Annotated in this window: 11 protein-coding genes; 5 read left to right on the forward strand and 6 right to left on the reverse strand. The window is 65.0% G+C overall.

All coding sequences use genetic code 11. From position 1 onward, the window contains the following. Nucleotides 1-296: 296 nt before the first annotated feature. Complete coding sequence (locus ACYVNQ_RS29325; RefSeq protein WP_460907505.1) at nt 297-1,553, reverse strand: MFS transporter; 1,257 nt, start codon at nt 1,551-1,553, stop codon at nt 297-299. A 466-nt stretch (nt 1,554-2,019) separates the two neighbouring features. Between ACYVNQ_RS29325 and ACYVNQ_RS29330 the strand changes: the two genes are divergently transcribed. Then, complete coding sequence (locus ACYVNQ_RS29330) at nt 2,020-3,702, forward strand: methyl-accepting chemotaxis protein (RefSeq protein ID WP_460907507.1); 1,683 nt, start codon at nt 2,020-2,022, stop codon at nt 3,700-3,702. A gap of 181 nt (nt 3,703-3,883) precedes the next feature. Here the strand turns inward: ACYVNQ_RS29330 and ACYVNQ_RS29335 are convergent, their stop codons facing one another. Next, entirely contained in the window at nt 3,884-5,401 is a 1,518-nt protein-coding gene (locus ACYVNQ_RS29335) for a xylulokinase (protein WP_460907509.1), read from the reverse strand. A gap of 35 nt (nt 5,402-5,436) precedes the next feature. On the opposite strand from ACYVNQ_RS29335, the gene ACYVNQ_RS29340 reads away from it, so the two are divergent. Together ACYVNQ_RS29340 and ACYVNQ_RS29345 are read left to right on the forward strand one after the other, a co-directional pair. Beyond that, nucleotides 5,437-5,640: a hypothetical protein gene (locus ACYVNQ_RS29340; RefSeq protein WP_460907511.1), complete on the forward strand. Its 204-nt coding sequence runs from the start codon at nt 5,437-5,439 to the stop codon at nt 5,638-5,640. A 9-nt stretch (nt 5,641-5,649) separates the two neighbouring features. Beyond that, nucleotides 5,650-6,402 carry an SDR family NAD(P)-dependent oxidoreductase gene (locus ACYVNQ_RS29345; RefSeq protein ID WP_460907755.1) on the forward strand — a complete coding sequence of 251 codons (753 nt, stop codon included), beginning with the start codon at nt 5,650-5,652 and terminating at the stop codon, nt 6,400-6,402. A 207-nt stretch (nt 6,403-6,609) separates the two neighbouring features. Here ACYVNQ_RS29345 and gluQRS read toward each other — a convergent pair whose 3' ends face one another. Together gluQRS and ACYVNQ_RS29355 are read right to left on the reverse strand one after the other, a co-directional pair. Then, entirely contained in the window at nt 6,610-7,512 is a 903-nt protein-coding gene (gluQRS, locus tag ACYVNQ_RS29350; protein ID WP_460907513.1) for a tRNA glutamyl-Q(34) synthetase GluQRS, read from the reverse strand. A gap of 61 nt (nt 7,513-7,573) precedes the next feature. Next, entirely contained in the window at nt 7,574-8,491 is a 918-nt protein-coding gene (locus tag ACYVNQ_RS29355) for a sulfurtransferase (RefSeq protein ID WP_460907514.1), read from the reverse strand. 278 nt (nt 8,492-8,769) lie between these two features. Here ACYVNQ_RS29355 and dnaE point away from each other — a divergent pair, with 278 nt between their 5' ends. Further along, entirely contained in the window at nt 8,770-12,366 is a 3,597-nt protein-coding gene (gene dnaE / locus ACYVNQ_RS29360; protein ID WP_460907757.1) for a DNA polymerase III subunit alpha, read from the forward strand. A gap of 86 nt (nt 12,367-12,452) precedes the next feature. Here dnaE and ACYVNQ_RS29365 read toward each other — a convergent pair whose 3' ends face one another. Both ACYVNQ_RS29365 and ACYVNQ_RS29370 read right to left on the reverse strand, forming a co-directional pair. Beyond that, nucleotides 12,453-12,857: a DUF6088 family protein gene (locus ACYVNQ_RS29365; RefSeq protein ID WP_460907516.1), complete on the reverse strand. Its 405-nt coding sequence runs from the start codon at nt 12,855-12,857 to the stop codon at nt 12,453-12,455. A gap of 2 nt (nt 12,858-12,859) precedes the next feature. Then, nucleotides 12,860-13,627, reverse strand: a complete 768-nt coding sequence (locus ACYVNQ_RS29370) for a glycosyltransferase family 2 protein (protein ID WP_460907518.1) — start codon at nt 13,625-13,627, stop codon at nt 12,860-12,862. A gap of 283 nt (nt 13,628-13,910) precedes the next feature. Here ACYVNQ_RS29370 and msbA point away from each other — a divergent pair, with 283 nt between their 5' ends. After that, a complete protein-coding gene (gene msbA / locus ACYVNQ_RS29375; protein WP_460907520.1) occupies nt 13,911-15,704 on the forward strand; it encodes a lipid A export permease/ATP-binding protein MsbA in 1,794 nt (597 codons plus the stop codon). The last annotated feature ends 49 nt before the right edge of the window (nt 15,705-15,753 follow it).

The following is a 15,753-nucleotide window of genomic DNA, read 5'->3' on the forward strand; positions in this document are numbered from 1 at the left end:
GAAAACGCGATGCGGGTACGCAATCGGCGTGCCGGCGCGATACATCGGTGCGCCGGTGCGCCGGTGCGTGGCCGGCACCGATTGGGCGGGTGCGCCGTCTACAGATGCGATGCGCGCCGGAACCGTCAGTCAGCACAGCATAGAGCGCCGCCGATGCGCGTACAACGCGGGTTCACCATGAGCGCTACGTGAGCGGATACGTGAGCGGTTTGCGCTGAACAAAGACGTAAAAAAACCCCACGCTTCGAAAAGCGTGAGGTTGGTGGTTCGCTCGTTCGAAAGCGCGTCTGCTTGACTTACGCCTTCGCGTGCTTGCCTTCGATATTCGGCAGGAACACCGTCAGGATGCCGATCAGCGGCAGATACGAGCACACCTTGTACACATACGGGATGCTGGTTGCGTCCGCGAGCTGGCCGAGCACCGCCGCGCCGATGCCGCCGAGGCCGAACGCGAAGCCGAAGAACAGCCCCGCCACCATCCCGACCTTGCCCGGAATCAGCTCCTGCGCGTAGACGAGGATTGCCGAGAACGCCGACGCGAGCACCACGCCGATCACGACGGTCAGCACGCCGGTCCAGAACAGGTTCGCGTACGGCAGCAGCAGCGTGAACGGCGTGACGCCGAGAATCGACACCCAGATCACATACTTGCGGCCGATCCTGTCGCCTACCGGACCGCCGATGATGGTGCCCGCCGCGACCGCCGCGAGGAACACGAACAGATGAATCTGCGCGGCCTGCACCGGCAGGTGAAACTTGTCGATCAGATAGAACGTGAAGTAGCTGTTGATGCTGGCCAGATAGAAGTACTTCGAGAACACCAGCAGCACCAGGATGCTCATCGCGAACATCACGCGGTTGCGCGACAGCGACGGATGCGCGACACCGACGCGCGCCTTCTTCGTGGCCGGGTGCTGCTTGTACCAGCGGCTGACCTGCGACAGCACCACCATGCCGATCAGCGCCGCCACCGAGAACCACGCGATGCTGCGCTGGCCATGCGGAATCACGATCAGCGCAGCGAGCAGCGGCCCGAGCGAAGTGCCGGCGTTGCCGCCCACCTGGAACAGCGACTGCGCGAGGCCGTGGCGGCCGCCGGACGCCATCCGCGCGACCCGCGACGACTCCGGATGAAACACCGACGAACCGCAGCCGACCAGCGCCGCCGCGATCAGCAGCACGCCGAAGTTCGGCGCCACCGACATCAGCAGCAGGCCGGCGAGCGTGAAGCCCATGCCGACGGGCAGCGAGTAGGGCTTCGGATGCTTGTCGGTATAGACGCCGACCAGCGGTTGCAGCAGCGATGCGGTGATCTGGTAGGTCAGCGTAATCAGGCCGATCTGCCCGAACGACAGCGAAAAGTTGTCCTTCAGCATCGGATAGATCGCGAGGATCAACGACTGGATCATGTCGTTCATCAGATGCGAGAAGCTGATCAGGCCGAGGATCGAATAAACGGTGCCGGGGACCTTGGCGGTGCTGCTGGCGGGCGCCGTGGCGACCGATGACGCGGAGGCGCCGGCAAGGGCGCGTTTGTCGAGGCTCGATTCCATATGTGACTTGGCTTGGGCTGGGCTGAACGGGGCTCGCGCGGCGCTGCGGGGGGCTTCGGGTCGGAGCGGGACCGGGCGAATCGTTAGGGTACGAGCCATTGTAATGTGGCGTAGGACAGTTGTCCGGCCAAGTTTTGTCGCGAATCGGACAGGTCTGCAACGCTGCGGTGCACCAAAGCGGCGCATATTGGCGAGTCTGCGACCGGCTGTTTGCAGCCGCTGGATGGCCGCCGGGCGATCACCGGTGGTCACCTTAAGCGCTGCGCATGAGACGAGGATGACCTCCAGTGACGCCGCGTTTTTGGCCATGTATAACACCGCTCGCGCGCGGCCCACGAGGCGGCGCGCGTCGCACCGCACGGCACGGGGAAGCTAAAGAATGCCGGCGGTTGTGTCGTTGACCTGACGTGAGACGAAAGTTCGCCGGAACAGACCTTTCCGGCTGCAAGACAAGTGGGGAAAAAACATGACTGCACTTCCGCTGGGCAAGCGGCCCGACGAAGCGTTCCTGCCGGCCGACGCTGCCGGCGCTGCTGCGGCGCCGAACGGGCATCGAAGCGGCGACATGCGCCGGCCGCGCACGCGCCGCCATCTGTCGGTAAAGACCACGCTGCGGCTCGCGTTCGCCGTGTTGCTGGCGGGCACGCTCGCCATCGGCGTGTTTTCGCTGATGCAGATCAGCCGGCTGAACGGCTCGACGCAATCGATCTATCAACAGGGCTATGTCGCGAGCCGCGCGGCTGAGGAAGCGCGCGGCAACATGTTGCGGGCCAGCCGCGCGCAGAAAATGCTGCTCACCGCGACCACCGCGAAAGAGCGCGAGGAACTCGGCGCCGACATCGAAAAAGGCCTCGCCGCGCTGAACGTGGAACTGAACACGCTGCAGCAGTACACGGTATCGGCCGATGCGGCCAGCCAGCAAAAGCAGTTCGCCGCCGCGATTGCCGCATGGAGCGCGCATCTGCGCGACTTCGTGAAGCTGGTGCAGGCGCAGCCGCTCGATCTTTCGCAGATGAACTGGCAGGTCGGCACCCAGGACGTATCGCTGCTGGTCGAAACGGGCAAGCTCGAAAAACGCGTCGATGCGCTGGTCGCGCAGCGCGGCACGGCCGCTAAGGCCACCATCGACGCATCTTCGTTCATCTTCGAATCGTCGTTCGTGATGATCGCCGCGATGACGCTCGGCCTGATCGTGCTGGCGTTCGCCATCAGCGAGTGGGTGGTGCGGCGGCTCGCGCGCCAGCTCGGCGGCGAGCCCGGCTATGCAAAGGAAATCGCCAGCCGGATCGCGGCCGGCGATCTGTCCGATGCGATCGCGCTGAAACGGCGCGATACGTCGAGCATGTTGTCCGCGCTGCGCGACATGCAGCACGGGCTGTCGGCGACGGTGGCCGATATTTCCGCGAGCGCCGAGGCGATTGCCGCGGCGTCCGGGCAGATCTCGATGGGCAATCTCGACCTGTCGCAGCGCACCGAGCAGCAGGCGATGGCGCTCGAGCGTACCGCGAGCAGCATGGAAGAGCTGACCTCGACGGTGCGGCAGAACGCCGATAACGCAAAGCAGGCGCGCACGCTGGCGGACAATGCGTCGGCGATCGCCGTGAAAGGCGGCGACGTGGTCGGCCGGGTGGTCGCGACGATGAGCGACATCAACGACAGCGCGAAGAGCATCGGCGACATCATCGGTGTGATCGAGGGGATTGCGTTTCAGACCAATATCCTCGCGCTGAACGCCGCGGTCGAGGCGGCGCGGGCCGGTGAGGAAGGGCGTGGCTTTTCGGTGGTGGCGGCCGAGGTGCGCAATCTCGCGCAGCGCAGCGCGGCGGCGGCCAAAGAGATCAAGACGCTGATCGGCGCGTCGGTGGCGCGCGCGAGCAATGGCTCGCAGCTTGCGCAGGACGCCGGGCAGACGATGGACGAAGTGGTGAAGGCCGTTAAGCGGGTGACCGACATCATGGGCGAGATCTCGGCGGCCTCGGCCGAACAGAGTTCGGGCATCGAGGAAATCAATCTCGCGGTGTCGCAGATGGATGCGGGCACGCAGCAGAACGCGGCGCTGGTGGAGCAGGCGACCGCGGCGGCGCAGTCGCTGGACGATCAGGCGCGTGCGTTGCAGGGGATGGTGGGGCGGTTCAGGTTGCACGCGTGAGGACGTGGGGGGCGTGCTGTTTCTGGTTCACAGCGTGCATGTCGTGCGGGCGCGGAGATGGGATCGTGGGCGGCCGCGCGTCGGGCGGGTGGCACGTGTGCGCTGCGCGCTGCGCGGTGGTCAGGCAACCGGGATTGAGGTCATCGTTTTCTCTGCTGCACTCGCGCGGCGTCCGGCTCTCTCACCGCGCCTGCGGTGCCGCGCGGTTGACTGGCAGCGCCGCGAGTTCGCGCGAGATCGGAGCGAGCGCGCTGTGCGCCTGCTGGTATAGCTCGAACAGCGGACGATAGAACGTCACGCGCGTTGCGTCGGGCTCGCAACGCGCGGCGCTGCGAGCGAGGTGCCGCTGCGCGTCGTGTAACGAGGCGAATGCGCCGATGCCGGTCCATGCGACCGCCGCCGCGCCTGTGAGACCTGCTTCGGCCGCTGTGCCGACCACCACCGGTCGCTCGCAGATGTCTGCCTTGATCTGCCGCCAAAGCAGATTCGACGCCGCTTTGCCGCCGAAGCGGATTTCGTCGACGTTGCGGCCAAGCGCTGCTTCTGCGCGGTTCAGCACCAGCCGGTTATGAAACGCCACGCCTTCCAGCACGGCCCACGCCATGTCGGTTCGGGTATGGGCGCGCTGCAGGCCGATGAATGCGCCGCGCAGTGCCGGGTCCCACCATGGCACGCGCTCGCCTTGCAGGTACGGCAGAAACAGCAGCGGCTGCGGATGACGCGGCATGGCCAGCAGCGCGGCGAGCGCTTCGGTGGGGAACGGGCCGTCGTGATCGGCGAGGCCGAGGATCGACAGCAGCCACGCGAGCGTGTCCGCACCGTTCTGGCTCGGGCCGCCGAGTTGATGGACGCCGCCCCAATCGACGCTGACGAGACCTGCGGCGCTGTGCGCGTCGGTGCTGATCACGCCGAATACCTCGGTCGTGCCGGACAGGTTATAGGCGAGGTTCGGTTGCAGCGCGCCGAGCCCGACCACGGCGCTCCACGTGTCGTTCGAGCCGCACAGCACGGGGATGCCGGCCAGTCGGCCGAACGGGGCGGGCGTGTCGGCGCGGATTGTGCCGACCTGAGCGCACGGTGTGACAAGCGGCGGCAGCAGGGAATGACGGATTCCGCCTGCTTCCAGCAGATCCGGTGCGCTTTGCGTGCGCGTGGCGGCGGCGCTCAGGCGGGCGCTCGAAATGCGGTCGGACGTGCGCACGCCGGTCAGGCAAAAGTTCAGATAGTCCTTTGGTTCCAGCACCGTTGCTACGTGGCTGAAGCGATCCGGCTCGTGCTGCTTCAGCCATGCGAGACGCGCGAGCGGATGAAACGCATTGACCTGCGCGGTTTCCGGATGATGCGGTGGCAATTGCGCGACAAGTTCTTTGGCAATGGATGCGGCGCGTGTGTCGCGCCATGTGAGTGCGTCGCGCAATACACGGCCGTGCGCGTCGATCAATACCTGCGTGCGGGTGACGGCGCTTAGCGCAATGGCCTGAGTGGCGGCGAACGCTTCGGGGGCGCTTTCGGCGAGATCGGTAGCGAGGGCGAGGAGGGTCTGCCACCAGATGTCGGGGGCGACTTCGGAGCGGCCGTCGGCGTCGGCCTCGCTCGGCGCGCTCGCGCGCGAGCTTTGTGCGACTACGTCGCCATCCCGGTCGACGAGGGCGGCGCGAAAGTGGGTGCCGCCAAGATCGGCTACAAAAACGACGCTCATTGGCTTGCCTCGGGATGTGGGTGGGTCGATGCTGAATGCTCGTGCTCGTGCTCGTGCTCGTGCTCGTGCTCGTGCTCGTGCTCGTGCTCGTGCTTCAGCGCGAGCGGGCGTTGCAGCGCGAGCGGCGGCGGCACGCTTCGCATAGCATGGTGGTCGATCATCTTGCCCGAATTTACACGATGACGGCCGCGGGACGGGCGACGTCCAGCAAGGTACGACGAACCCGCGGCACGACCTGAACGGAGCGAATCATGACGGAAAACGAGACGGCCCGCGACACGAAGATCGCGTGGATAGCAGGCGTCGGCGCGCTGCAGGGAACCGGTGCGGCAGTCGCGCAGCGGTTTGCGAAGGAAGGTTTCACGGCGGTGGTCACCGGCCGCTCGCCGGAGCGCCTCGCCGGCGTGGTGCGCGCGATCGAACAGGCCGGTGGCAGCGCGCTTGCCGCGCCCGGCGACGTAGGCAGCGAGCGCGACCTGCTCGACATTCTGGCGCGCATCGAAAGCCTCGGGACGCTGGAAGTGGGGGTCTACAACGCGGGCAGCGCACACTGGGCACCGACGCTCGAACTCGATAGCGCGGCATTCGAACAAAGCTGGCGCGTGTGCTGCTTCGGCGGGTTCGTGTTCGGCAGGGAAGTGATCCGGTCGATGCAAAAGCGCGGCCGCGGCACGCTGCTGTTCACCGGCGCGACCGCTTCGCTAAGAGGCCGGCCGCGTTTCGCGGCTTTTTCGGCTGCCAAGGCGGGTTTGCGGATGGTGAGCCAGGCACTGGCGCGCGAGTTTCAGCCGCAGGGCATCCATGTCGCGCATGTGGTGATCGATGGGGTGATTCGCGGCGAGCGGTTTATGTCGAAGCAGCCTGAGGCTGCCGCGAAAATGGATGCGGACGGCCTGCTCGATATCGATGCGATCGCCGACGCGTATTGGTACTTGCATCAGCAGCACCGGTCTGCGTGGACCCAGGAGCTGGATGTGCGGCCTTATACGGAGAGCTTTTGACCGGAGGCGGGAGAGGCGGCGTGGGGAGATTGGGATGGGCCGGCTTGCGTTGAGTGCGGGTGGTTGCGGCGGGAGGGGGCGAGCAGTGCTGGGCAAGTTTTCGGCAGGGCGGACGTGCGGTCACGCGGAAAGTCGCGGAGCTGTGTGTGGTGCGACTTTTTGGGCGCGTTGTGGGGCGCGTTGTGGGGCGTCGTGGCGCGAGCTCGACTAACGTGCCGGGAGCGATTCAAGACGTTTTGCCCACGCCCTGGTCGCGGCGGCATAAAACGCCGGCAGCGAAGTGTGAGCCGCGCTGGCCATCTCTTCGAATCCTTCCAGCCCCAGGTGGCGCGCCGCTGCATGCAGCATATCGAGCGGCCGGCTTGCATCGAGCGCGCGCGCGCCGGTTTGCTTGCTGAGTTTTTCGCCCGCCGCATTGGTGACCACCGGCACATGCAGATACGACGGCGTCGGCACGACGAGACAGCGCTGCAGCCAGATTTGCCTCGCCGTCGAATCGAGCAGGTCGGCGCCGCGCACGATATGCGTGATACCGGCGTCCGCGTCGTCGACCACCACTACCAGTTGATATGCCCATTGACCATCCGCGCGGTACAGCACGAAGTCGCCCACCTCGGTGGCCAGATTCTGCTGTTGCGTATGCTGCCAGCGATCGTCGAAGGTGATCAGTGCGGTTTCGTCGTCGGGCACACGCAAGCGCCATGCGCGCGGCGCCTTGCCGTGCAGGCCGGCACGGCAGGTGCCGGGGTAGGCGAGCGTCGTGTGCCGCGCATGCGCGCGTAGCAGCGAGTCGGCAATTTCCTTGCGCGTGCAGCCGCACGGATAGACGAGGCCGGCCTCTTGCAACTGCGCGAACGCACGCTGGTAGTGCGCAACGCGACGGCTCTGCCAGACCGGCGGCTCGTCCGCGTGCAAGCCGAAGCGCTCCAGCATCGCGAGAATGTCTTGCGCCGCGCCGGGCACCGTACGCGGCCCATCGATGTCGTCGATGCGCACGAGCCACGTGCCATCGTGCGCGCGCGCATCGAGCCAACTGGCAAGCGCACTGACCAGCGAGCCGAAGTGCAACGGCCCGGTGGGCGATGGCGCGAAGCGTCCGCGATAGCTCATGACAGCGATGCCGGGTGGTTGCGTGGCACGCAGGCCGTTACAGCGCCCGCGCCGGTGCCCTTCATGCGGCCTGCGCGGGCTGCGGCGTGTTCGCTGCGCAGACGCTCTGCCCGGTCTGCGATGTTTGCGCGGCGTCTCGTTGCGGATGACACGCGGAGCAGGTCTTGCCCGGCACATAAAGCGGCGACTTTTGCTCTTCGGGCGTAATCACGGCGCGGCAGCCGAAGCATTGCACGGTTGCAGTAGGCTCGAGATTCGGATCGAGCGCGGTGCGGTAGTCGAACACGAAACACTCGCCGTGATAATGCGCGCCGCCGACTTCCTCGAAATACTTCAGGATGCCACCCTCGAGCTGATACACGTGGTCGATGCCGACTTCCTGCATATGGATGGCCGCTTTCTCACAGCGAATTCCGCCGGTGCAGAACGATACGACGGTCTTGCCCTCGAGATCGCCACGGTGCTTGTCGATCACGTCGGGAAATTCGCTGAACTTCGCGATGCGGTAATCGAGCGCGGCGTCGAACGTGCCGACGTCTACTTCGAACGCGTTGCGCGTATCCAGCATCACGACCGGCCGCCCCGCGTCGTCGTGGCCGCGGTCGAGCCATGCTTTCAGCGTGCGTGCATCGACAGACGGCGCGCGGCCGTTCGCCGGCCTGATGGCCGGCCTTTTCATCGTGATGATTTCTTTCTTCAGCTTGACGAGCATGCGCCGGAACGGCTGCGTATCCGACACGCTCTCCTTGAACTGCAATTGCGCGAACTTGCCGTCGAACAGCGGATCGTGGCGAATGTATTCGATGAACGTGCGCACATTCTCGTGCGTGCCTGCGATGAACAGGTTGATGCCCTCCGGCGCAAGCAGGATCGTGCCGCGCAGCTCGAGCGCGTGACAGCGCTCCGTGACGAGCGGGCGCCATTGTGCGATTGCATCGAGCGTGACGAACTGATACGCGGATAGATTGAGGATACTCATATTGAATCGGCAAGAACGGGCCGCGCGCAACGCAACCTGACATGGCAGCCCAACAAAGGTCTGGGCGTGCACCCGACCACAGGACGGGCATGGGCGGCGCAGCGGCAAACTGACAAAACCGTATTATCCCTTATCTGGTCCGCGCGCCGACAGTTTGCCGAATGGCATATTGACGCGGCGCATCCTGATGTGCCATGCGGCGCGTACCCCTGGCCGAACGGCTAACCTGCGAATTCGACGGGCGATCGGCGGCAAAATCCGGCGGGTCGCGAGTTACAATACCGCCCATGTCAGATCCCCGCTTCGTTCACCTCCGCGTCCATTCCGAATTCTCGATTGCCGATGGCATCGTGCGCCTTGACGACGTCGTCGCGGCCGCAGCCAAAGACGGTCAGGGCGCGCTCGCGCTTACCGATCTCGGTAACGCATTCGGCCTCGTTCGTTTCTACAAGGAAGCCCGCGGCAAAGGGGTCAAACCCATCGCTGGCTGCGACGTCTGGATCACCAATCCAGCGGATCGCGACAAGCCGTCGCGTCTGCTGCTGCTGGTCAAGAACAAGCGCGGCTACCTGAATCTGTGCGAGCTGTTGAGCAAGGCGTGGCTCACGAACCAGTATCGCGGCCGCGCGGAAGTCAACGTCGAATGGCTCGAGGCCGGGCTGGCCGAAGGCCTGCTTGCATTGTCGGGCGCGCAGCAGGGCGATGTCGGCATGGCGTTCGCCGCGGGCAATGACGAAGCGGCCAAACGCAATGCACAGCGCTGGGCGCAAATTTTCCCGAACGGTTTCTATATCGAGCTGCAACGCAGCGGGCAGCCGGGCGGCGACGCCTATGTGCAGCAGGCGGTGACGCTCGCGGCCGCGCTGAAGCTGCCGGTGGTCGCCACGCACCCGCTGCAGTACATGACGCACGACGATTTCACCGCGCACGAGGCGCGCGTGTGCATCTCGGAAGGCGACATTCTCGCGAACCCGCGGCGCCAGAAGCGCTTCACGACCGAGCAGTACTTCCGCACGCAAGACGACATGGTCGCGTTGTTCGCCGACATTCCGTCGGCGCTCGCGAATACGGTCGAAATCGCCAAACGCTGCAACCTGACGCTCGAACTCGGCAAGCCGAAGCTGCCGCTGTTCCCGACACCAGACGGCATGTCGCTCGACGACTACCTCGTGCAGCTGTCGAAAGACGGCCTCGAGAAGCGTCTCGAGCAGTTGTTCCCGGCCGTGGCGGAACGCGACGCGCAACGCGCAACGTACTACGAACGGCTCGATTTCGAGTGCGGCACGATCATCAAGATGGGCTTTCCGGGCTACTTCCTGATCGTGGCGGACTTTATCAACTGGGCGAAGAACAACGGCGTGCCGGTCGGGCCGGGCCGCGGCTCCGGTGCGGGTTCGCTGGTGGCGTACGCGCTCGGCATTACCGACCTCGATCCGCTGCGCTACAACCTGCTGTTCGAGCGTTTCCTGAATCCGGAACGGGTGTCGATGCCCGACTTCGACATCGACTTCTGTCAGGAAGGCCGCGACCGCGTCATTCAGTACGTGAAAGGCAAGTACGGTGCGGATGCGGTGTCGCAGATCGCCACGTTCGGCACGATGGCGGCGAAGGCCGCCGTGCGCGACATCGGCCGTGTGCTCGATCTCGGCTATACGTTCACCGACGGCATCGCGAAGCTGATTCCGTTCAAGCCCGGCAAGCACGTCACGATTGCCGACGCGATGAAGGAAGAGCCGCTGTTGCAGGAGCGCTTCGACAACGAAGACGAAGTGCACCAGCTGCTCGAGCTCGCGCAGCGCGTCGAAGGGCTGACGCGTAACGTCGGCATGCACGCGGGCGGCGTGCTGATTGCGCCCGGCAAGCTGACCGATTTCTGCCCGCTGTACACGCAGGGCGACGAAGGCGGCGTAGTCAGCCAGTACGACAAAGACGACGTCGAAGCCGTCGGCCTCGTCAAGTTCGACTTTTTGGGCCTGACCACGCTGACCATTCTCGACTGGGCCGAGCGCTATATCCGCCGGCTCGATCCGTCGAAGGAAAACTGGTCGCTCGCGCAGGTGCCGCTCGACGACCCGGCGTCGTTCTCGATCCTGAAGAAAGCGAACACCGTCGCTGTGTTCCAGCTGGAAAGCCGCGGCATGCAAGGCATGCTGAAAGACGCGCAGCCGGACCGCTTCGAAGACATCATCGCGCTGGTCGCGCTGTACCGTCCGGGTCCGATGGACCTGATCCCGAGCTTCTGTGCGCGTAAGCACGGCCGCGAAACGGTCGAGTTTCCCGATCCGCGCGTCGAACCTGTTCTGAAAGAGACCTACGGCATCATGGTCTACCAGGAGCAGGTGATGCAGATGGCGCAGATCATCGGCGGCTATTCGCTGGGCGGCGCCGACTTGCTGCGTCGCGCGATGGGCAAGAAGAAGGCCGAGGAAATGGCGCAGCACCGCGAGATTTTTGCCGCGGGCGCTGCCAACAACGGCCTGACACGCGAGAAGTCGGACGAAATCTTCGACTTGATGGAGAAGTTCGCGGGCTACGGCTTCAACAAGTCGCACGCGGCCGCGTACGCGCTGCTCGCGTACTTCACCGCGTGGCTGAAGGCGCACCATCCGGCCGAATTCATGGCGGCCAACATGTCGCTCGCGATGGACGACACGGACAAGGTCAAGATCCTGTTCGAGGACTGCATCGCGAACAAGATGGCCGTGCTGCCGCCGGACGTGAACCTGTCCGCGTATCGCTTCGAGCCGGTCGCCGAAGCGGATGGCAAGCGCTCGCGCACGATTCGTTATGGTCTCGGCGCGATCAAGGGCAGCGGCCAGAATGCGATCGAAGAAATCCTGCGAGCGCGTGAAGAAGGTCCGTTCAAGGACCTGTTCGATTTCTGCGGCCGGATCGACCGGCGCGTGGTGAACCGGCGCACGGTCGAGGCGCTGATTCGCGCCGGTGCATTCGACACGCTGCACGCCAATCGCGCGCAGTTGATCGCGTCGGTGTCGCTGGCGATGGAAGCGGCCGACCAGGCGAGCGCGAACGCGATGCAGGCGGGTCTGTTCGACATCGGCGACGACGTGCCGCTGCAAGGCCACGAACTGGTCGACGAGCCCATGTGGTCCGACAAGCGTCGGCTGCAGGAGGAGAAGGGGGCGCTCGGCTTCTATCTGTCCGGCCACCTGTTCGATGCGTACAAGGATGAAGTGCGCCGCTTCGTGCGGCAGAAGATCGGCGAGCTGAAGGAAGGGCGCGACAAGCTGGTGGCCGGCGTGATTTCGTCACTGCGCACGCAGATGACCCAGCGCGGCAAGATGCTGATCGCGTTGCTCGACGACGGCACCGGCCAGTGCGAGGTGACGATTTTCAACGAGCAGTTCGAAGCGAACAAGCAACTGTTCAAGGAAGACGAACTGCTGGTGGTGCAAGGCCAGGCGCGCAACGATGCGTTCACGGGCGGCATCCGCTTTACCGTCGATACGCCAATGGATCTCGGCCGCGCCCGCAGCCGTTATGCGCAAGCGGTGAAGGTGCAGATGAACGGCAACGCAGACGCCCACGCACTGCGCCGCGTGCTCGAAGCGTACCGGCCGCCGGCCGAAGAAGCGCCGAGCGCGGCACCGGCGCCGTCCGCGGCGAACGGCCGGGATAAAGGCCGCGGCGGCAATGGGCGCGATGGTGGTCGTGACGGCGGCCGCGATTTCGGCCGCGGGCAGCGTCCGTCGGCGCCGATACCGAACGGCCTTGCGGTGCAGATCCACTACCGCAGCGAACACGCGGAAGGCGAGGTACGTCTGGGCGACGCATGGCGCGTCAAACCGACTGACGAGCTACTTGCGGCATTGCGCGGCGAGTTCGAGGGCAGTTCGATCGAGATCGTGTATTGATGACACGGGGCGGTATTGCACCGCCCGCCCTGTCAGACTGCAGTGAGCAACTGCAGGTCGAATCCCCCCGCCTCATTCGAGGCTCGCTAGAGATTATTCGCATACTGCACAGTCTTCTTGCCGAAGCCTAGTTTTCGCGTGATGCGGCGGTTGCCCGTGTTAAGCCGCGTCGCCACTGGCACCTGGCTTGTCTCGCCCCGGTTGTAGCGTTCTACCTCTTTGTTCGGGAAAAGTTCTACGCCCATCTTCATTAGCGCCTCTCCCGCAAGTATTTCAACGGGCTCAACCGGAATCGGCTTGCCGGACAGAACGCTGCGCTTGGCTCTTGCATAGACTCCGATGCCAAGTTTCGCGATCAGGCCTTCGTCGACCAGCTTGCGCAGCGCGCGGCTAACCTGCGCTTCGCTTCCGAAGCGCGCGAAGTCCGCACGCAAAAATACGTCGGACGACTGTTTCGCAATCGATATCCGCAGCCGGTGTACCAGAACCATGCCTACCGCCGTCCCGCCCCCAACCGCGCCAGCTTCAAAAACCGGTAATAAACCGTTTCCGCGTTGAACACCGCGATCATGAAGCCCGCGCGGCCATCGAGAAACCCGCGCCGCAGCAAATAGGTACGCACAAACGCCCACCCCGCGCGCATCACCGCCTTCCCAAAGCTGCCGCGCTGCCCAGCAGCGAAGCGCTGCTGCGCGCCCGCGCTCGAATAAGCGTCAAGCTTGCGCACCACCGTTTCGAAGTCCTCGTACGAGTGATGCAGCAGCTTGCCGCTCAGGCGTGCGACAGGCGCCGCACCGGTGTCGAACATGAGCCGCTCGTGCACCAGGTCGTCCGAGAAGCGCGCAGCGTTGCGTCGGAACAGACGCGGAATCCAGTCCGGATACCAGCCGCTGTGGTGAATCCAGTGTCCGCAGAACGCCGACAGCCGGTCGAGCGCGTACACATTCGTCGAAGGCGCGGCGAGCGCGGCGCCAATCGACGCCGCCAGCTCGGGCGTGACGATCTCGTCCGCATCGATCGACAGCACCCAATCCGTCTCGAGCGCATCGAGCGCACGGTTCTTCTGGCGGCCAAAGCCTGGCCAGTCGGTATGTACAAGCACGCGGGCGCGATGCGCGCGCGCAATCTCGACGGTCGCGTCGGTGCTGCCGCTGTCCACCACGACGATTTCGTCGGCGAACGACACGGCCTGCAGGCACTCGGCGAGCCGCGCGGCGGCATTTTTCGTGATGATGGCAACGCCGAGAGTGGGTTTATTCATGCGAGAACGAAGTGGAGGGCGTAAGAACCCGCTCGACCGCAGCAGATCAACAACCGCAATCGACCGCGGGCCGAGCGTCGCGAAAGTATACACAGCCCAGCCCGTCCCGAATTACCCTTGCGCCGTCGCCCGCCCGCATTCCCAAACCAGCACGGGAACTGAGCCGCGTCCCCCAGCGGGTTTACAATGCTGCTTTTTCCGCCCGTCGCGCCTCTTCGCGCGGGCGCATCACACGCATCGCAGGACCCGCGCCCATGCCGGTCCCGCCAATCCTGAGGAAGTCTTGAGCGCAAAGCCTACGTTAAGCAAACCCATCGGATCCGGTGAGGCGTCGTCGTCGGTGAGCGTGTTGCGCCGGCTATGGCCTTACATGAAGCCGCTGATCTGGGTCATCATCGGGGCAATTCTCGCGATGGCCTTCAGCGCCGCCACCGACGCGGCCATTCCCGCGCTGCTCAAACCGCTGCTCGACAAGGGCTTCGGCGCGCACGGCAGCGAACGCGCCAAATGGTTCGTGCCGATCGCGATCGTCAGCCTCGCGCTGGTGCGCGGCGTGTCGCAATACGCGTCCGGTTATCTGCTCGCCTACGTGTCGAACCGCATCCTGCTGGATCTGCGGCTCACGATGTTCCAGCGGATGATCCACACCAGCGTCTCGTTCTTCCAGCGCGAAACCGCCAGCACGGTGATCAACGCGATCGTGTTCGAGGTCAACCAGATCCTGAACGTCCTGCTCGGCGTGATGGTCACGCTGGTGCGCGATTCGCTGACCGTGCTGTTCCTGCTCGCCTACCTGTTCTATCTGAACTGGCGCCTGACGCTGATCGTCGCGGTGTTGCTGCCCGGCATCGGCTGGCTGGTCGGCAAGATCAACCGGCGGCTGCGGCGCCTGAATCGCGAGCATCAGTTGCTGACCAACGAACTGTCGTACATCGTCGAAGAAACGGTCGGCGGCTACAAGGTCGTCAAGGTGCACAACGGCGAACAGTACGAGCTCGACCGCTTCACGGAAATGAGCCGCCGGCTGCGCGGCTATTCGATGCGCATGACCGTGTCAGGTGGCCTCGCGCAGCCGCTCACGCAGTTCCTGTCGTCGATTGCGCTGGCGGTGGTGGTGACGATCGCGGTGGTGCAGTCGTCGGCCGATCAGACGACGGTCGGCGGTTTCGTCGCGTTCGTCACGTCGATGCTGCTGATCGTTTCGCCGCTCAAGCACCTGATGGACGTCAACCAGCCGCTGCAGCGCGGCATGACGGCCGCCGAGCTGATTTTCGGGCTGATCGACGAGCCGACCGAACCGGCCGGCGGCGGGCGGCCGCTCGAGCGCGCGTCCGGCGAGGTCGAGTTCCGCGACGTGTCGTTCACGTACGGCACCAGCGCGCCGATGCAGCGTCAGACGCTCGAGAATGTGTCGTTTGTGATCGCGCCGGGTGAAATGGTCGCGCTGGCCGGTCCGTCCGGCAGCGGCAAGACCACGCTCGTCAATCTGCTGCCGCGCTTTTTCGACCCGAGCGGCGGGGAGGTGCTGGTCGATGGCGTCGCGTTGCCCGAATACGGCATCCATGCGCTGCGCAGCCAGATCGCGATGGTGAGCCAGGAGGTCGTGCTGTTCAACGACACGATCGCGCACAACGTCGCCTACGGGCACGAGCCGGATCCGGAACGGGTGACGGCCGCACTGCGCGCGGCGAACCTGTGGGACACCGTCGACGCGATGCCGAACAAGATCGACACGCTGATCGGCGACAATGGCCTGATGCTGTCGGGCGGCCAGCGCCAGCGTCTGGCAATTGCCCGCGCGATCTACAAGGACGCACCGATCCTGATTCTCGACGAAGCAACCTCCGCACTCGATTCCGAATCGGAGCGCCACGTTCAGGCGGCGCTCGAAACGCTGATGAAGGGCCGCACGACGCTGGTGATCGCGCACCGGCTGTCGACCATCGAGCGCGCCGACCGGATTCTGGTGATGGAGGCGGGGCGCATCGTCGAGCGGGGCACGCATCGGGAGCTGCTCGCGCATGACGGCTTGTACGCGCATCTGCACCGGATCCAGTTTCAGCAGAACGCGGCGTGAGCGGGAGGGCGCGCCAGCTGCGGCAGCAGTGGATGGGGTAAAAGCCGTA

This window comes from Paraburkholderia jirisanensis, from assembly GCF_054782355.1.